The sequence below is a fragment of the Exiguobacterium sp. R-39 genome (assembly GCF_049942815.1).
Classification (GTDB): Bacteria; Bacillota; Bacilli; order Exiguobacteriales; family Exiguobacteriaceae; genus Exiguobacterium_A.
The window spans coordinates 74530-93068 of record NZ_CP187965.1; the positions used below are offsets into that span (position 1 = coordinate 74530).

9 protein-coding genes, 6 tRNA genes and 6 rRNA genes are annotated in these 18539 nt (G+C 51.6%); all 21 read left to right on the forward strand.

The genetic code is table 11. The annotated features are described in order from the left end of the window. Positions 1–36 precede the first annotated feature (36 nt). The 21 genes from ACP26N_RS00420 to ACP26N_RS00520 all read left to right on the forward strand — a co-directional run bounded on the left by ACP26N_RS00420 (position 37) and on the right by ACP26N_RS00520 (position 18525). Positions 37–1425, forward strand: coding sequence for an anthranilate synthase component I family protein (locus tag ACP26N_RS00420; RefSeq protein WP_426354419.1), 1389 nt, complete (start codon positions 37–39; stop codon positions 1423–1425). Continuing rightward, complete coding sequence (locus ACP26N_RS00425; protein WP_131504480.1) at positions 1422–2003, forward strand: anthranilate synthase component II; 582 nt, start codon at positions 1422–1424, stop codon at positions 2001–2003. Before ACP26N_RS00420 ends, ACP26N_RS00425 begins: the two co-directional genes overlap by 4 nt. Next, on the forward strand, positions 1987–2826 hold the full coding sequence (locus ACP26N_RS00430; protein WP_426354421.1) for an aminotransferase class IV: 840 nt from the start codon (positions 1987–1989) through the stop codon (positions 2824–2826). The genes ACP26N_RS00425 and ACP26N_RS00430 overlap by 17 nt, the downstream gene beginning before the upstream one ends. Next, positions 2823–3614 carry a dihydropteroate synthase gene (gene folP, locus ACP26N_RS00435; protein WP_131504478.1) on the forward strand — a complete coding sequence of 264 codons (792 nt, stop codon included), beginning with the start codon at positions 2823–2825 and terminating at the stop codon, positions 3612–3614. Before ACP26N_RS00430 ends, folP begins: the two co-directional genes overlap by 4 nt. 2 nt (positions 3615–3616) lie before the next feature. Continuing rightward, complete coding sequence (gene folB / locus ACP26N_RS00440; RefSeq protein WP_131973702.1) at positions 3617–3988, forward strand: dihydroneopterin aldolase; 372 nt, start codon at positions 3617–3619, stop codon at positions 3986–3988. Next, positions 3985–4521, forward strand: a complete 537-nt coding sequence (gene folK / locus ACP26N_RS00445) for a 2-amino-4-hydroxy-6-hydroxymethyldihydropteridine diphosphokinase (protein WP_426354423.1) — start codon at positions 3985–3987, stop codon at positions 4519–4521. The genes folB and folK overlap by 4 nt, the downstream gene beginning before the upstream one ends. Further along, a complete protein-coding gene (gene dusB / locus ACP26N_RS00450) occupies positions 4508–5503 on the forward strand; it encodes a tRNA dihydrouridine synthase DusB (protein WP_426354424.1) in 996 nt (331 codons plus the stop codon). The genes folK and dusB overlap by 14 nt, the downstream gene beginning before the upstream one ends. Positions 5504–5669: 166 nt before the next feature. Further along, positions 5670–7151, forward strand: coding sequence for a lysine--tRNA ligase (gene lysS / locus ACP26N_RS00455; RefSeq protein ID WP_147269823.1), 1482 nt, complete (start codon positions 5670–5672; stop codon positions 7149–7151). A gap of 395 nt (positions 7152–7546) precedes the next feature. Beyond that, positions 7547–9108: ribosomal RNA gene (locus ACP26N_RS00460) — 16S ribosomal RNA — on the forward strand. A 165-nt stretch (positions 9109–9273) separates the two neighbouring features. Continuing rightward, positions 9274–12188, forward strand: a 23S ribosomal RNA gene (locus ACP26N_RS00465). Positions 12189–12281: 93 nt separating this feature from the next. Next, positions 12282–12397 (forward strand): 5S ribosomal RNA (gene rrf, locus ACP26N_RS00470). Positions 12398–12406: 9 nt separating this feature from the next. Continuing rightward, a tRNA-Val gene (locus tag ACP26N_RS00475) sits at positions 12407–12482 on the forward strand. Positions 12483–12497: 15 nt separating this feature from the next. Then, positions 12498–12573 (forward strand) — tRNA-Thr (locus tag ACP26N_RS00480). A gap of 61 nt (positions 12574–12634) precedes the next feature. After that, positions 12635–12721: transfer RNA gene (locus tag ACP26N_RS00485), tRNA-Leu, on the forward strand. 30 nt (positions 12722–12751) lie between these two features. Continuing rightward, positions 12752–12825, forward strand: a tRNA-Arg gene (locus ACP26N_RS00490). Between the two features lie 5 nt (positions 12826–12830). Beyond that, positions 12831–12907: transfer RNA gene (locus ACP26N_RS00495), tRNA-Pro, on the forward strand. 21 nt (positions 12908–12928) lie between these two features. Continuing rightward, positions 12929–13004, forward strand: a tRNA-Ala gene (locus ACP26N_RS00500). A gap of 122 nt (positions 13005–13126) precedes the next feature. Beyond that, a 16S ribosomal RNA gene (locus ACP26N_RS00505) occupies positions 13127–14688 on the forward strand. Positions 14689–14853: 165 nt separating this feature from the next. Continuing rightward, positions 14854–17768, forward strand: a 23S ribosomal RNA gene (locus ACP26N_RS00510). Positions 17769–17814: 46 nt separating this feature from the next. Beyond that, positions 17815–17930 (forward strand): 5S ribosomal RNA (rrf, locus tag ACP26N_RS00515). Together the 16S, 23S and 5S rRNA genes with 6 tRNA genes alongside form the textbook arrangement of a ribosomal RNA operon. A gap of 139 nt (positions 17931–18069) precedes the next feature. Next, on the forward strand, positions 18070–18525 hold the full coding sequence (locus ACP26N_RS00520) for a CtsR family transcriptional regulator (RefSeq protein ID WP_114597352.1): 456 nt from the start codon (positions 18070–18072) through the stop codon (positions 18523–18525). Positions 18526–18539 lie beyond the last annotated feature (14 nt).

Consider the following 18539-nt stretch of genomic DNA (forward strand, 5'->3'; position numbering starts at 1 on the left):
ATGAGAGCAGAATAGTTCGGAAGTGGGGGAACGCTCGTGCGACAGACAGTATACGAATCATTTACATGGACAAAGGAACAATTTTATAACCGGTATGTGGAATTGACGGCAGGACAGACAGGACATGTCTGGCTCGAAAGTGGCCGTATCGGATCTTATACGATGGCGGGAGTCCGACCTGTCGGACATATCCGTACGAAAAACGGAGTGACAACGATTCAAGAAGCCGGGGAGCAAAAGCAACGAACAGAGGCGCCGTTTATACTGTTGGAAGAAATACGCGCTCGTTACGCATCGGCTCGTCCGGCAGGAATGCCGCCGTTTTTCGGAGGATTGGCCGGATATGTCAGTTACGATGCCGTCCGCTATCTCGAACGGTTGCAGGAACAGGCGGAGGATGATTTGACAACAGCCGATCTCTCGCTTTACTGGTATGATGAGGTCGCCGTTTTCGATCATCAGGCGGAACGGTTATTTGTAGCCGTCACACGGGATACGGAAGCGGAAGCAACACTTGCTTTGGCAACGGAAGTCGTGTCATGGCGTCAGCCGTGTCCGGTCCCGGTGTTCGCGGCACCGTACGAAAATCAGCTAGACCGTGGACGTTCGTTTGAACGGTCCGCTTTTATAGAGGCGGCAGACCGGATCAAACGTTACATCGAAGCGGGCGATGTCTTTCAGGTGAACCTTGCTGTCCGTCAGCAGGAACCATTGCGGACGACAGCGGCGCATATCTATGATGTGTTACGAATGGTCAATCCGTCGCCCTACATGGGTTACTTTGCGGACGAAGAGTTGGTACTCGTTTCAGCGTCTCCGGAATTATTGGTCGAAAAGATCGGTTCATCGCTCGCGACCCGCCCGATTGCCGGAACACGGCCGCGCGGGAAAGACGAGGTAGAAGATTTTGCACTAGCCAAAACGTTACTCGACAACGAGAAGGAACGGGCGGAACACGTGATGCTCGTCGATCTCGAGCGGAATGATTTAGGGCGCGTCAGCGAGTACGGTTCCGTTCATGTTGATGAATTGATGGTCATCGAAAAATATTCCCACGTCCAGCATATCGTCTCAAACGTTCGGGGAGAGATTGCGGAAGGCGAAACCGGAAGCAGTGTCCTTGCTGCGATGTTTCCAGGGGGAACGATCACGGGAGCGCCTAAAATCCGGACGATGGAAATCATTGAAGAGCTTGAACCGGTCCGCCGGGGAATTTATACCGGCTCACTCGGTTTTATCAGCTGGGCGGATGATGCGATTTTCAACATCTTGATTCGGACGCTTGTCGCAAAAGACGGGATGGCGTATATTCAGGCGGGAGCCGGAATCGTGACAGATTCCGACTCGGAAAGCGAATATGAAGAATCACTCAGTAAGGCGAAGGCGCTTTGGGTCGCCAAAGAATTAGCGGAGGGAACGACATGATTGTACTGATCGATAATTATGATTCATTTACGTATAACTTAGTACAGTACTTTGGAGAGCTTGGACAAGAGATCCGTGTTTTTCGAAATGACGCAATTACGATTGAAGAAATTGAAGCACTCGCTCCGGATCATTTGGTTATTTCCCCAGGACCATGCACTCCGAACGAAGCCGGAATCAGTTTGGAAGCCATCCGTTACTTTGCCGGTCGTCTGCCGATCCTCGGTGTCTGCCTTGGGCATCAGGCAATCGGTCAAGTGTTTGGTGGAAAGGTGGTCCGGGCAAAGACATTGATGCACGGGAAAGTGTCTTTGCTTACCCATGACGGTTCCGGCATGTTTGCCGGAATTGAACAGGAGACACCGGTGACGCGCTATCATTCGCTTGTCGTCGAACGCGAAAGTTTCCCGGACGCCTTGACGATGACGGCAGAAGCAGACGGAGAAATCATGGCCCTTCGTCATAAGGAGTTGCCGATCGTCGGCGTCCAGTTCCATCCGGAAGCGATTTTGACACGTGACGGGAAACAGATGTTAAAAAACTTTTTGGAGTTGACACACTATGTATCTTTGGCATGATGGACAGATAAAACAAGAAGAAGACGTACGCATCTCGCCGCTCGATCATGGGTATTTGTACGGGATGGGGGTCTTCGAGACATTTCGGACGTACGCGGGTCACCCGTTTCTCTTTGATGATCACATCGAGCGTCTCCAGATGAGTTGCGCGGCAATCGGTATCAAATTACCTTACGGACGTGATGAACTATTGGCGGCTGTTGAAGCGTTGTGTCGTGTGCATGGAACGGGAGATCTGTACTTCCGCTTAAACGTCTCTGCCGGTGCCCGTGAAATCGGTCTTTCGATTGAACCGTATGAGCAGCCGACCGTTCTGTTGTATGCGAAATCGATCGGTTCCAGACAGATGGCGGAACGGGCGCTTGAAACCGTTCGTTTGCCCCGGAGTACACCGGAAACAAGTTATCGGTTGAAATCACATCACTACATGAACAATCTGGTCGCCAAACGTCAGTTGTTTAATCAAGAGGCGGAAGGCCTCTTTTTGACAAAAGACGGTTTCATCTGTGAAGGCATCACGTCCAATATCTTTTGGCGTTACGGAGAAAGATGGTATACGCCACCACTTGAGACAGGTGCCCTCAATGGTATCACCCGTCAATTCCTGATGGAAGAGTTGCCTGTCGAGGAACGACTGGCATTGTTGCCGCAATTGACGGAAGCGGATGAAATTCTTTATACGAACTCGGTTCAAGAATCGGTCGCGGTCTCTTCCTTGGATGGTCGAACATTCCCGGGTCTCGAAGGACACGGATATCAAGCAGTCCGGAGATTGTTTGATGATGCCGTCCAGTCGAAGTGGTCAAGGAGGGAAAAAGGATGACTAAAATCATGGGGATTCTCAACGTGACACCGGATTCCTTTTCTGATGGTGGAAACTATGTGGATATCGAACAAGCAGTCCGGCATGCGAAACAACTCGTCGCGGATGGAGCGGACGCGATTGATGTCGGCGGTGAATCGACGAGACCGGGCGCTTCATTTGTCTCGGCTGAAGACGAAATCGACCGTGTTGTCCCGGTTATTCGACGCTTGAAACGTGAACTGGATATATTGGTGTCGATTGATACGTATAAACCGGAAGTCGCCGAAGCCGCTGTTCGTGCCGGGGCAGACATCATCAACGACGTCTGGGGATCGAAGTGGGGGGACGGCTCGATGGTCGAGGTGGCAGCCCGGCATGACGTCCCGATTATTTTAATGCACAACCGCTTAGAACCTCATGGACCGGATATGCTGGCTGAAGTACGGGCCGATTTGGAAGATTCGATTCGATTGGCGAAACAAGCCGGAGTGTCAGAAAACCACATCTGGTTGGATCCCGGGATCGGCTTCATGAAGACGCATCAAGAAAACCTATTTTTAATGCGTCATCTGTCGATTACTACGGACTTTGGTTATCCGGTCCTGCTTGGGACATCCCGGAAGTCAATGATTGGTCTGACGCTTGGCTTGCCAGCGGATCAGCGTGTCGAAGGGACGATTGCGACAGTCTGCTACGGTATTCAACAAGGATGTGAATGGATGCGGGTGCATGATGTGCAGGCGGTCAAACGGGCAGCCGTTATGATGGATACGATGTTGGCTGCGGAATTACCGGGAGGAGAATGATGATGGATCGGATACAGGTGACCGGTATGCGTTTTTACGGATACCATGGTGTGTTTGCAGAAGAAACGAAGTTGGGTCAACGCTTTAACGTCGACCTGACGATTGGTCTTGATTTATCAATTGCCGGTAAGACGGATGATTTACGCGAAAGTGTCAATTATGCGGAGTTGTACGAAGTCACGAAGCAGGTCGTCGAGGGGAAGCCGTTGCAACTCGTCGAAGCGCTCGCAGACCGGATTGCAGAGCAGGTGCTGTTACTCGATTCCCGAATTCTTGAGACGACGATCAAGGTCATTAAACCGGATCCGCCGATTGCGGGACATTATGAACATGTTGCCGTTGAAATCCACCGGAAGCGGGGCGATTATGCATGAATCGTGCCTACGTCGCACTGGGATCGAATATCGGTGATAAAGCGGGACATTTGGCAGCTGCGATTGACGCTCTGCGTCATCTTCCGACGACACGGGCAATCCGTCCTTCATCCGTTTATGAGACGGCTCCTGTCGGCTATACTGATCAAGATCTGTTTTATAATATGGTGATTGAACTGGAGACAGATTTGCCGGCGGAACAACTGTTGGACGTTCTCCAACAGATTGAACAGCAGGAAGGAAGAAAACGTCTGTTTAAAAATGGGCCGCGGACACTAGATCTCGATATCCTTTTATATAACAGTGAGATGATTCATATGGATGGACTGACAGTACCGCATCCACGTATGCAGGATCGGGCATTCGTATTGGCTCCGCTGGACGAACTCGTATCCTCTTATATTGTTCCCGGTTTAAATCGGACGGTTGCTGAACTCTATCAGGATTTACCGGAAACAGAACGAACAGATGTCAGACGGATTGAGTCGGGATCGATTGAAGGAAGAAGGGAAAAAAAGAATGACAGGATTTAAAATTGGAGAAGTCGAATTGAATAACCGTGTCATTTTAGCACCGATGGCAGGTGTCTGTAATCCTGCGTTTCGTTTGATCGCAAAAGAATTCGGGGCAGGCCTCGTCTGTGCAGAAATGGTCAGTGATAAAGGAATCCTTTATGAAAATGAACGGACGATGCAGATGTTATACGTGGACGATCGGGAAAAACCGCTCAGTTTACAGATTTACGGCGGATCGAAGGAAACGTTGGTCCAAGCGGCTCAGTATGTCGATGCCAATACGAATGCGGACATCATTGACATCAACATGGGATGTCCTGTACCAAAAGTGACGAAGTGTGACGCTGGTGCCAAGTGGCTGCTTGATCCGGATAAAGTCTACGAGATGGTTCATGCCGTCTCCCAAGCGGTTGATAAACCTGTCACGGTTAAGATGCGGACGGGATGGGACAGCCATCATATTTATTGTGTCGACAATGTCCGGGCTGCGGAAGCCGGAGGGGCGAAAGCGGTCGCGATCCATGGCCGGACCCGTTCACAAAAATATGAAGGTGTCGCCGACTGGAATATCATCGGTGAAGCGAAGCGGGCAGTCAACATTCCGATTATCGGTAACGGAGATGTCCAGACGCCGCAAGACGCCCAACGGATGATTGATGAGATCGGAGTAGACGGTGTCATGATCGGTCGGGCTGCACTCGGGAATCCGTGGATGCTGTATCAGACGATCCAGTATCTTGAATCCGGAACGTTACCGGCGGAGCCGACACCACGTGAGAAGATTGATATTTGTCTGTTGCATGCCGCGCGTCTTGTCGCACTTAAAGGAGAGGCGCTTGCGGTGCGGGAAATGAGAACCCATGTCGCCTGGTACTTAAAAGGGTTAAGCGGCAACGGGCATGTTCGTAAAGCATTATTCGATACAGAGACCCATGCCGGACTGCAAAAGTTGCTGCATGCGTATGTCGAAACATTGGAAACGAATGCAGTACATGTGTAACAGGTAAAGTATAGTCGGGCTAACCCGTTTTATGGTACGCTAATGCCATTGAAGATGAGCGAATCGGTTTTGCTAAGAGCTGTCGGTCATACCGGCAGCTTTTTCATCGAAGAAGTAAAAACCATCGTGAACCATTATAAAAGGAGTGAAGACAGTGAGTCAGGACATGGAAATGAACGATCAAATGCAGGTGCGTCTCGGTAAGATGAACGCCATGCGTGAACAAGGACTCGATCCGTTTGGTGCCCGTTTTGAACGTACGACAGATACGACAAGTATTCGTGCCGCTTACGGCGAACACGAAAAAGAAGAATTGGCAGAACTGAAGCCGGACGTCTCGATCGCGGGTCGCGTCATGACGACACGCCGTAAAGGGAAAGTCGGTTTTACGAACGTCCAGGACGTAAACGGTCAAATCCAATTGTATGTACGTAAGGACGATGTTGGCGAAGAAGCGTACGAAATCTATAAAACATGTGATTTAGGTGACATCGTTGGAATCAGCGGATACGTGTTCAAAACGAATGTCGGCGAACTATCGGTTCACGTCACGTCGTTTACGTTACTGACAAAAGCACTACGTCCGCTTCCGGATAAATATCACGGACTAAAAGATGTTGAACAGCGTTATCGTCAGCGTTACCTCGATTTAATCACGAATACAGAATCGCGTGAGACGTTCATCGCACGCAGTAAAGTCATTCGCGGGATTCGTCAGTATCTCGACAGCCTCGGATACTTGGAAGTTGAAACACCGATGTTGCATACGATTGCGGGTGGTGCGTCAGCTCGTCCGTTCATTACGCATCACAATGCACTTGATATGACACTATACATGCGGATTGCGATTGAGTTGCATCTCAAGCGTTTGATTGTCGGCGGACTTGAAAAAGTCTATGAAATCGGTCGCGTCTTCCGGAATGAAGGAATCTCGACACGCCATAACCCTGAGTTTACGATGATTGAGTTATATGAAGCCTACGCGGATTACAACGACATCATGAATTTGACGGAAAACCTGATTGCCCATGTGGCACAGGAAGTCCTTGGAACAACACAAGTGACTTACGGTGAAGATGTAATCGACTTGTCTGTCGGATGGAAACGTGCCCATATGGCGGATCTTGTCAAAGAAGCCACAGGTGTTGATTTCTTTGAAGAGATTTCAAAAGAGCGTGCCCATGAACTCGCACACGAGCATGGTGTGGAAGTCCAAGCCCATATGACGACAGGACACATCCTTAATGAATTCTTCGAACAGAAAATTGAAGAATCATTGGTTCAGCCGACATTCGTCTACGGTCATCCGGTTGAAATTTCACCACTTGCGAAGAAAAATCCGGAAGACCCTCGTTTCACGGATCGTTTCGAATTGTTCATCGTTCGTCGGGAACATGCCAATGCCTTTACGGAATTGAATGATCCAATCGATCAACGTGAACGTTTTGAAGCACAGCTTGTTGAAAAAGAAGCCGGGAACGACGAAGCGCATGAAATGGATAATGACTTCATTGAAGCCCTTGAGTACGGTATGCCACCAACAGGAGGACTTGGTATCGGGATCGATCGACTCGTCATGTTGTTGACAAACGCTCCTTCGATTCGTGATGTCTTGCTCTTCCCGACAATGCGTCACCAACAAAACTAACCAAAATCGGACTCTCCGCTTCTTTATAGAAGAAAGTGGGGGGTTTTCTTATTTGTTAATACGGAACATTTCAAAGTAAAAGTAAGCATATTCTGATGTCGAAACGGGAATAATAATTTTTTGAATGTTTTTCTAATAAAACACTTGTACAAATAAAAACCCCATGGTATATTACTTCTTGTGCCGCAAATGGTTGTGACACACCGAAAAAAATATCAGAAAAGTTATTGACAATCGTGTCGATGACTTGGTAAGATAATAAAGTCGCTGAAAACGACACGACGAACTTTGAAAACTGAACGATGAGGCAAAAAACGTATCTTCGGATACAAACAATGAATGAAGCGCAAGCTTCGTCAACGTGACTTCGGTCACACAACGAGCAAGTCAAACACTTTATGGAGAGTTTGATCCTGGCTCAGGACGAACGCTGGCGGCGTGCCTAATACATGCAAGTCGAGCGCAGGAAGCTCACGGAACTCTTCGGAGGGAAGTGAAGGGAATGAGCGGCGGACGGGTGAGTAACACGTAAGGAACCTGCCCCAAGGATTGGGATAACTCCGAGAAATCGGAGCTAATACCGAATAGTTCTTCAGACCGCATGGTCTGATGATGAAAGGCGCTCCGGCGTCACCTTGGGATGGCCTTGCGGTGCATTAGCTAGTTGGTGGGGTAATGGCCCACCAAGGCGACGATGCATAGCCGACCTGAGAGGGTGATCGGCCACACTGGGACTGAGACACGGCCCAGACTCCTACGGGAGGCAGCAGTAGGGAATCTTCCACAATGGACGAAAGTCTGATGGAGCAACGCCGCGTGAGTGATGAAGGTTTTCGGATCGTAAAACTCTGTTGTAAGGGAAGAACAAGTACGAGAGGTAATGCTCGTACCTTGACGGTACCTTGCGAGAAAGCCACGGCTAACTACGTGCCAGCAGCCGCGGTAATACGTAGGTGGCAAGCGTTGTCCGGAATTATTGGGCGTAAAGCGCGCGCAGGCGGCCTTTTAAGTCTGATGTGAAAGCCCCCGGCTCAACCGGGGAGGGTCATTGGAAACTGGAAGGCTTGAGTACAGAAGAGAAGAGTGGAATTCCATGTGTAGCGGTGAAATGCGTAGAGATGTGGAGGAACACCAGTGGCGAAGGCGACTCTTTGGTCTGTAACTGACGCTGAGGCGCGAAAGCGTGGGGAGCAAACAGGATTAGATACCCTGGTAGTCCACGCCGTAAACGATGAGTGCTAGGTGTTGGGGGGTTTCCGCCCCTCAGTGCTGAAGCTAACGCATTAAGCACTCCGCCTGGGGAGTACGGCCGCAAGGCTGAAACTCAAAGGAATTGACGGGGACCCGCACAAGCGGTGGAGCATGTGGTTTAATTCGAAGCAACGCGAAGAACCTTACCAACTCTTGACATCCCCTTGACCGCTTGAGAGATCAAGTTTTCCCTTCGGGGACAAGGGTGACAGGTGGTGCATGGTTGTCGTCAGCTCGTGTCGTGAGATGTTGGGTTAAGTCCCGCAACGAGCGCAACCCCTATCCTTAGTTGCCAGCATTTAGTTGGGCACTCTAGGGAGACTGCCGGTGACAAACCGGAGGAAGGTGGGGATGACGTCAAATCATCATGCCCCTTATGAGTTGGGCTACACACGTGCTACAATGGACGGTACAAAGGGCAGCGAGACCGCGAGGTGGAGCCAATCCCAGAAAGCCGTTCCCAGTTCGGATTGCAGGCTGCAACTCGCCTGCATGAAGTCGGAATCGCTAGTAATCGCAGGTCAGCATACTGCGGTGAATACGTTCCCGGGTCTTGTACACACCGCCCGTCACACCACGAGAGTTTGCAACACCCGAAGCCGGTGAGGTAACCGCAAGGAGCCAGCCGTCGAAGGTGGGGTAGATGATTGGGGTGAAGTCGTAACAAGGTAGCCGTATCGGAAGGTGCGGCTGGATCACCTCCTTTCTAAGGAAAACGTCCCTTACGGGACATGCCCATCGTTCAGTTTTGAGAGCTCGTCTCTCCGTCTCGCAAGAGACACTCGCACCTTGAAAACTGAAGACATCAACAAGACATCAAATTTTTATAACCATGTCATTAGACGTGTGTTCTTAGAATACCAAAATGCTAGATCAAGGTATGAAGGGCGTACGGTGGATGCCTTGGCACTAGGAGCCGATGAAGGACGCGACGAACAGCGATATGCTTCGGGGAGCAGTAAGTATGCTTTGATCCGAGGATTTCCGAATGGGGGAACCCACCATCCGTAATGGGATGGGACATGTTACATGAATACATAGTGTAGCGTGAGGCAGACCCGGGGAACTGAAACATCTAAGTACCCGGAGGAAGAGAAAGCAAATGCGATTCCCTGAGTAGCGGCGAGCGAAACGGGAACAGCCCAAACCGGAGAGCATGCTCTCCGGGGTTGTAGGACACTCTATACGGAGTCAAAAAGGAAGACAGTAGGCGAACGACCTGGAAAGGCCGGCCGAAGAAGGTGACAGCCCTGTAGCTGAAACTGTTTTCCCTCCAGAGTGGATCCTGAGTACGGCGGGACACGTGAAACCCCGTCGGAATCCGGGAGGACCATCTCCCAAGGCTAAATACTCCCTAGTGACCGATAGTGAACCAGTACCGTGAGGGAAAGGTGAAAAGCACCCCGGAAGGGGAGTGAAATAGATCCTGAAACCGTATGCCTACAAGTAGTCAGAGCCCGTTAATGGGTGATGGCGTGCCTTTTGTAGAATGAACCGGCGAGTTACGATAGCGCGCGAGGTTAAGCTGATGAGGCGGAGCCGTAGCGAAAGCGAGTCTGAATAGGGCGCCATAGTGCGTTGTCGTAGACCCGAAACCAGGTGATCTACCCATGTCCAGGATGAAGGTCAGGTAACACTGACTGGAGGTCCGAACCCACGCACGTTGAAAAGTGCGGGGATGAGGTGTGGGTAGCGGTGAAATGCCAATCGAACCTGGAGATAGCTGGTTCTCCCCGAAATAGCTTTAGGGCTAGCCTCGAGGTTGAGAGTTCCGGAGGTAGAGCACTGATTGGACTAGGGGCCCCCACAGGGTTACCGAATTCAGTTAAACTCCGAATGCCGGCAACTTATACTCGGGAGTCAGACTGCGAGTGATAAGATCCGTAGTCAAGAGGGAAACAGCCCAGACCGCCAGCTAAGGTCCCAAAGTGTATGTTAAGTGGAAAAGGATGTGGCGCTGCCTAGACAGCTAGGATGTTGGCTTAGAAGCAGCCACCATTCAAAGAGTGCGTAATAGCTCACTAGTCGAGTGGCGCCGCGCCGAAAATGTAATGGGGCTAAACATACCACCGAAGCTGCGGATTCCGTAAGGAATGGTAGGGGAGCGTTCCAAACCGCTGTGAAGCTGTACCGTAAGGAGCAGTGGAGCGTTTGGAAGTGAGAATGCCGGTGTGAGTAGCGAAAAGAGGGGTGAGAATCCCCTCCGTCGAAAGCCCAAGGTTTCCTGAGGAAGGCTCGTCCGCTCAGGGTTAGTCTGGACCTAAGCCGAGGCCGAAAGGCGTAGGCGATGGATAACAGGTTGATATTCCTGTACCACCGATCCACCGTTTGAACAATGGGGGGACGCAGGAGGATAGTGACGCATGCGGATGGAAGTGCATGTGTAAGTTTCGAGACCGTCTGATTGGCAAATCCGTCAGGCACCAAAGTCGAGGAACGATGCGGAGTCCCGTAGGGACGAAGGTCACGATTTCACACTGCCAAGAAAAGCCTCTAGTGAGGTGGAAGGTGCCAGTACCGTAAACCGACACAGGTAGGCGGGATGAGAATTCTAAGACGCGCGGGATAACTCTCGTTAAGGAACTCGGCAAAATGGTCCCGTAACTTCGGGAGAAGGGACGCTCTACATGAGTAGAGCCGCAGTGAATAGGCCCAAACGACTGTTTAGCAAAAACACAGGTCTCTGCTAAATCGCAAGATGACGTATAGGGGCTGACGCCTGCCCGGTGCTGGAAGGTTAAGGGGATGGGTTAGCGCAAGCGAAGCTTTGAACCGAAGCCCCAGTAAACGGCGGCCGTAACTATAACGGTCCTAAGGTAGCGAAATTCCTTGTCGGGTAAGTTCCGACCCGCACGAAAGGCGTAACGATTTGGGCACTGTCTCAACGAGAGACCCGGTGAAATCATAGTACCTGTGAAGATGCAGGTTACCCGCGACAGGACGGAAAGACCCCATGGAGCTTTACTACAGCCTGATATTGAGGCTTTGTGCATGATGTACAGGATAGGCGGGAGACGTCGAGACCGGAGCGCCAGCTTCGGAGGAGTCACCCTTGGGATACCGCCCTTCATGCATAGAGTCTCTAACTCGCAGCCGTCATCCGGCTGGAGGACCGTGTCAGGCGGGTAGTTTGACTGGGGCGGTCGCCTCCTAAACAGTAACGGAGGCGCCCAAAGGTTCCCTCAGAATGGTTGGAAATCATTCGTAGAGCGCAAAGGCAGAAGGGAGCTTGACTGCGAGACCTACAAGTCGAGCAGGGACGAAAGTCGGGCTTAGTGATCCGGTGGTTCCGCATGGAAGGGCCATCGCTCAACGGATAAAAGCTACCCTGGGGATAACAGGCTGATCTCCCCCAAGAGTCCACATCGACGGGGAGGTTTGGCACCTCGATGTCGGCTCATCGCATCCTGGGGCTGGAGTAGGTCCCAAGGGTTGGGCTGTTCGCCCATTAAAGCGGTACGCGAGCTGGGTTCAGAACGTCGTGAGACAGTTCGGTCCCTATCCGTCGTGGGCGCAGGAAATTTGAGGAGAGCTGTCCTTAGTACGAGAGGACCGGGATGGACGCACCGCTGGTGTACCAGTTGTTCCGCCAGGAGCATCGCTGGGTAGCTACGTGCGGACGGGATAAATGCTGAAAGCATCTAAGCATGAAGCCCCCTCCAAGATGAGATTTCCCTTTGAGTAATCAAGAAAGACCCCTCAGAGACGATGAGGTAGATAGGTCACGGGTGGAAGCATGGCGACATGCGGAGCTGAGTGATACTAATCGGTCGAGGCCTTGTTCTAGCAGATGATTTGTTGATGACTTCAGTTTTGAGGGCACGAGCCTTTCAAAAAAGTGCTTGACGTTATGGAAACATAATGTTAAGATCATAGATGTCTGGTGGCGATAGCCAAGTGGTCACACCCGTTCCCATGCCGAACACGGAAGTTAAGCACTTGAACGCCGAAAGTAGTTGGGGGCTTCCCCCTGTGAGGATAGGACGCTGCCAGGCGATACATATGGAGGATTAGCTCAGCTGGGAGAGCATCTGCCTTACAAGCAGAGGGTCGGCGGTTCGATCCCGTCATCCTCCACCATTTTTTATTACACTTGCCGGTGTAGCTCAGCTGGTAGAGCAACTGACTTGTAATCAGTAGGTCGCGGGTTCGACTCCTGTTGCCGGCACCATTTTCACCTTAAATATCATCATCGACCTTGAAAAAGTGTAGATGCTACCTTTTAACACCCTGCCGGGGTGGCGGAACTGGTAGACGCACAGGACTTAAAATCCTGCGGGGGTTTCCCCGTGCCGGTTCGATTCCGGCCCTCGGTACCATTTAAATTTCACTGTTTGATTAATTACCCCGCACCCTTAGCTCAGCTGGATAGAGTACTTGACTACGAATCAAGGGGTCGGGAGTTCGAATCTCTCAGGGTGCACTTTTCGGGAAGTAGCTCAGCTTGGTAGAGCACTTGGTTTGGGACCAAGGGGTCGCAGGTTCGAATCCTGTCTTCCCGACCATCTTCAATTTAATCCCTTAATGGGGCCTTAGCTCAGCTGGGAGAGCGCCTGCCTTGCACGCAGGAGGTCAGCGGTTCGATCCCGCTAGGCTCCACCATTTTTATGACGAACTTTGAAAACTGAACGATGAGGCAAAAAACGTATCTTCGGATACAAACAATGAATGAAGCGCAAGCTTCGTCAACGTGACTTCGGTCACACAACGAGCAAGTCAAACACTTTATGGAGAGTTTGATCCTGGCTCAGGACGAACGCTGGCGGCGTGCCTAATACATGCAAGTCGAGCGCAGGAAGCTCACGGAACTCTTCGGAGGGAAGTGAAGGGAATGAGCGGCGGACGGGTGAGTAACACGTAAGGAACCTGCCCCAAGGATTGGGATAACTCCGAGAAATCGGAGCTAATACCGAATAGTTCTTCAGACCGCATGGTCTGATGATGAAAGGCGCTCCGGCGTCACCTTGGGATGGCCTTGCGGTGCATTAGCTAGTTGGTGGGGTAATGGCCCACCAAGGCGACGATGCATAGCCGACCTGAGAGGGTGATCGGCCACACTGGGACTGAGACACGGCCCAGACTCCTACGGGAGGCAGCAGTAGGGAATCTTCCACAATGGACGAAAGTCTGATGGAGCAACGCCGCGTGAGTGATGAAGGTTTTCGGATCGTAAAACTCTGTTGTAAGGGAAGAACAAGTACGAGAGGTAATGCTCGTACCTTGACGGTACCTTGCGAGAAAGCCACGGCTAACTACGTGCCAGCAGCCGCGGTAATACGTAGGTGGCAAGCGTTGTCCGGAATTATTGGGCGTAAAGCGCGCGCAGGCGGCCTTTTAAGTCTGATGTGAAAGCCCCCGGCTCAACCGGGGAGGGTCATTGGAAACTGGAAGGCTTGAGTACAGAAGAGAAGAGTGGAATTCCATGTGTAGCGGTGAAATGCGTAGAGATGTGGAGGAACACCAGTGGCGAAGGCGACTCTTTGGTCTGTAACTGACGCTGAGGCGCGAAAGCGTGGGGAGCAAACAGGATTAGATACCCTGGTAGTCCACGCCGTAAACGATGAGTGCTAGGTGTTGGGGGGTTTCCGCCCCTCAGTGCTGAAGCTAACGCATTAAGCACTCCGCCTGGGGAGTACGGCCGCAAGGCTGAAACTCAAAGGAATTGACGGGGACCCGCACAAGCGGTGGAGCATGTGGTTTAATTCGAAGCAACGCGAAGAACCTTACCAACTCTTGACATCCCCTTGACCGCTTGAGAGATCAAGTTTTCCCTTCGGGGACAAGGGTGACAGGTGGTGCATGGTTGTCGTCAGCTCGTGTCGTGAGATGTTGGGTTAAGTCCCGCAACGAGCGCAACCCCTATCCTTAGTTGCCAGCATTTAGTTGGGCACTCTAGGGAGACTGCCGGTGACAAACCGGAGGAAGGTGGGGATGACGTCAAATCATCATGCCCCTTATGAGTTGGGCTACACACGTGCTACAATGGACGGTACAAAGGGCAGCGAGACCGCGAGGTGGAGCCAATCCCAGAAAGCCGTTCCCAGTTCGGATTGCAGGCTGCAACTCGCCTGCATGAAGTCGGAATCGCTAGTAATCGCAGGTCAGCATACTGCGGTGAATACGTTCCCGGGTCTTGTACACACCGCCCGTCACACCACGAGAGTTTGCAACACCCGAAGCCGGTGAGGTAACCGCAAGGAGCCAGCCGTCGAAGGTGGGGTAGATGATTGGGGTGAAGTCGTAACAAGGTAGCCGTATCGGAAGGTGCGGCTGGATCACCTCCTTTCTAAGGAAAACGTCCCTTACGGGACATGCCCATCGTTCAGTTTTGAGAGCTCGTCTCTCCGTCTCGCAAGAGACACTCGCACCTTGAAAACTGAAGACATCAACAAGACATCAAATTTTTATAACCATGTCATTAGACGTGTGTTCTTAGAATACCAAAATGCTAGATCAAGGTATGAAGGGCGTACGGTGGATGCCTTGGCACTAGGAGCCGATGAAGGACGCGACGAACAGCGATATGCTTCGGGGAGCAGTAAGTATGCTTTGATCCGAGGATTTCCGAATGGGGGAACCCACCATCCGTAATGGGATGGGACATGTTACATGAATACATAGTGTAGCGTGAGGCAGACCCGGGGAACTGAAACATCTAAGTACCCGGAGGAAGAGAAAGCAAATGCGATTCCCTGAGTAGCGGCGAGCGAAACGGGAACAGCCCAAACCGGAGAGCATGCTCTCCGGGGTTGTAGGACACTCTATACGGAGTCAAAAAGGAAGACAGTAGGCGAACGACCTGGAAAGGCCGGCCGAAGAAGGTGACAGCCCTGTAGCTGAAACTGTTTTCCCTCCAGAGTGGATCCTGAGTACGGCGGGACACGTGAAACCCCGTCGGAATCCGGGAGGACCATCTCCCAAGGCTAAATACTCCCTAGTGACCGATAGTGAACCAGTACCGTGAGGGAAAGGTGAAAAGCACCCCGGAAGGGGAGTGAAATAGATCCTGAAACCGTATGCCTACAAGTAGTCAGAGCCCGTTAATGGGTGATGGCGTGCCTTTTGTAGAATGAACCGGCGAGTTACGATAGCGCGCGAGGTTAAGCTGATGAGGCGGAGCCGTAGCGAAAGCGAGTCTGAATAGGGCGCCATAGTGCGTTGTCGTAGACCCGAAACCAGGTGATCTACCCATGTCCAGGATGAAGGTCAGGTAACACTGACTGGAGGTCCGAACCCACGCACGTTGAAAAGTGCGGGGATGAGGTGTGGGTAGCGGTGAAATGCCAATCGAACCTGGAGATAGCTGGTTCTCCCCGAAATAGCTTTAGGGCTAGCCTCGAGGTTGAGAGTTCCGGAGGTAGAGCACTGATTGGACTAGGGGCCCCCACAGGGTTACCGAATTCAGTTAAACTCCGAATGCCGGCAACTTATACTCGGGAGTCAGACTGCGAGTGATAAGATCCGTAGTCAAGAGGGAAACAGCCCAGACCGCCAGCTAAGGTCCCAAAGTGTATGTTAAGTGGAAAAGGATGTGGCGCTGCCTAGACAGCTAGGATGTTGGCTTAGAAGCAGCCACCATTCAAAGAGTGCGTAATAGCTCACTAGTCGAGTGGCGCCGCGCCGAAAATGTAACGGGGCTAAACATACCACCGAAGCTGCGGATTCCGTAAGGAATGGTAGGGGAGCGTTCCAAACCGCTGTGAAGCTGTACCGTAAGGAGCAGTGGAGCGTTTGGAAGTGAGAATGCCGGTGTGAGTAGCGAAAAGAGGGGTGAGAATCCCCTCCGTCGAAAGCCCAAGGTTTCCTGAGGAAGGCTCGTCCGCTCAGGGTTAGTCTGGACCTAAGCCGAGGCCGAAAGGCGTAGGCGATGGATAACAGGTTGATATTCCTGTACCACCGATCCACCGTTTGAACAATGGGGGGACGCAGGAGGATAGTGACGCATGCGGATGGAAGTGCATGTGTAAGTTTCGAGACCGTCTGATTGGCAAATCCGTCAGGCACCAAAGTCGAGGAACGATGCGGAGTCCCGTAGGGACGAAGGTCACGATTTCACACTGCCAAGAAAAGCCTCTAGTGAGGTGGAAGGTGCCAGTACCGTAAACCGACACAGGTAGGCGGGATGAGAATTCTAAGACGCGCGGGATAACTCTCGTTAAGGAACTCGGCAAAATGGTCCCGTAACTTCGGGAGAAGGGACGCTCTACATGAGTAGAGCCGCAGTGAATAGGCCCAAACGACTGTTTAGCAAAAACACAGGTCTCTGCTAAATCGCAAGATGACGTATAGGGGCTGACGCCTGCCCGGTGCTGGAAGGTTAAGGGGATGGGTTAGCGCAAGCGAAGCTTTGAACCGAAGCCCCAGTAAACGGCGGCCGTAACTATAACGGTCCTAAGGTAGCGAAATTCCTTGTCGGGTAAGTTCCGACCCGCACGAAAGGCGTAACGATTTGGGCACTGTCTCAACGAGAGACCCGGTGAAATCATAGTACCTGTGAAGATGCAGGTTACCCGCGACAGGACGGAAAGACCCCATGGAGCTTTACTACAGCCTGATATTGAGGCTTTGTGCATGATGTACAGGATAGGCGGGAGACGTCGAGACCGGAGCGCCAGCTTCGGAGGAGTCACCCTTGGGATACCGCCCTTCATGCATAGAGTCTCTAACTCGCAGCCGTCATCCGGCTGGAGGACCGTGTCAGGCGGGTAGTTTGACTGGGGCGGTCGCCTCCTAAACAGTAACGGAGGCGCCCAAAGGTTCCCTCAGAATGGTTGGAAATCATTCGTAGAGCGCAAAGGCAGAAGGGAGCTTGACTGCGAGACCTACAAGTCGAGCAGGGACGAAAGTCGGGCTTAGTGATCCGGTGGTTCCGCATGGAAGGGCCATCGCTCAACGGATAAAAGCTACCCTGGGGATAACAGGCTGATCTCCCCCAAGAGTCCACATCGACGGGGAGGTTTGGCACCTCGATGTCGGCTCATCGCATCCTGGGGCTGGAGTAGGTCCCAAGGGTTGGGCTGTTCGCCCATTAAAGCGGTACGCGAGCTGGGTTCAGAACGTCGTGAGACAGTTCGGTCCCTATCCGTCGTGGGCGCAGGAAATTTGAGGAGAGCTGTCCTTAGTACGAGAGGACCGGGATGGACGCACCGCTGGTGTACCAGTTGTTCCGCCAGGAGCATCGCTGGGTAGCTACGTGCGGACGGGATAAATGCTGAAAGCATCTAAGCATGAAGCCCCCTCCAAGATGAGATTTCCCTTTGAGTAATCAAGAAAGACCCCTCAGAGACGATGAGGTAGATAGGTCACGGGTGGAAGCATGGCGACATGCGGAGCTGAGTGATACTAATCGGTCGAGGCCTTGTTCTAGCAGATGATTGTTGATGACTTCAGTTTTGAGGGCGCGAGCCCGTCGTCTGGTGACGATAGCCAAGTGGTCACACCCGTTCCCATGCCGAACACGGAAGTTAAGCACTTGAACGCCGAAAGTAGTTGGGGGCTTCCCCCTGTGAGGATAGGACGTTGCCAGGCAAGTGAAGGACCGATCTGCATTTTGCAGGTCGGTCTTTTTGTGTATGCCAAATGAAAAGCCTAAATGGTTGCATTTCACTTTTAAGATGATTACTATTAAATCAAACAATAGTCAAAGATGGTCAGAGAGGTGGTGCCCATGCAAAACATCACAGATATCATCGAAGCCTATTTAAAGCAGATTTTACATGATGAGAAAAAAATTGAAATCAAACGCCAGGAAATTGCAGAACGTTTTGATTGTGTACCCTCACAAATCAATTATGTCATCAACACCCGTTTTACGGTTGAAAAGGGTTATTTTGTTGAAAGTAAACGTGGTGGCGGTGGGTATATCCGCATTCAAAAGATTGTCATTTTAGATAGTCATGATCTGTTAGATGAAGTCAGCCAATGGGTTGGAAACGATTTAACCGAACAAGCTGCAGAAGATTATCTGATTCGTTTAGTAAACGAGCAGCTGTTGACACGGCGAGAAGCGATTTTGATTCAATCGTTGTTGCAAAAGGAAAGTCTACCAATGGCACTTGAGGATCAACGCCGGATGCGGGCTCATTTGATGCAGACCGTCCTGCAAACCATTAAGCGACTGTGACACGGGAGGAATGT

Bases quoted from the DNA above. Each gene is read 5' to 3' on its own strand.
- ACP26N_RS00425 (WP_131504480.1), top strand. From the start codon at position 1,422: ATGATTGTACTGATCGATAATTATGATTCATTTACGTATAACTTAGTA.
- ACP26N_RS00430 (WP_426354421.1), top strand. From the start codon at position 1,987: ATGTATCTTTGGCATGATGGACAGATAAAACAAGAAGAAGACGTACGC.
- folP (WP_131504478.1), top strand. From the start codon at position 2,823: ATGACTAAAATCATGGGGATTCTCAACGTGACACCGGATTCCTTTTCT.
- folB (WP_131973702.1), top strand. From the start codon at position 3,617: ATGGATCGGATACAGGTGACCGGTATGCGTTTTTACGGATACCATGGT.
- folK (WP_426354423.1), top strand. From the start codon at position 3,985: ATGAATCGTGCCTACGTCGCACTGGGATCGAATATCGGTGATAAAGCG.
- dusB (WP_426354424.1), top strand. From the start codon at position 4,508: ATGACAGGATTTAAAATTGGAGAAGTCGAATTGAATAACCGTGTCATT.
- lysS (WP_147269823.1), top strand. From the start codon at position 5,670: ATGGAAATGAACGATCAAATGCAGGTGCGTCTCGGTAAGATGAACGCC.
- ACP26N_RS00520 (WP_114597352.1), top strand. From the start codon at position 18,070: ATGCAAAACATCACAGATATCATCGAAGCCTATTTAAAGCAGATTTTA.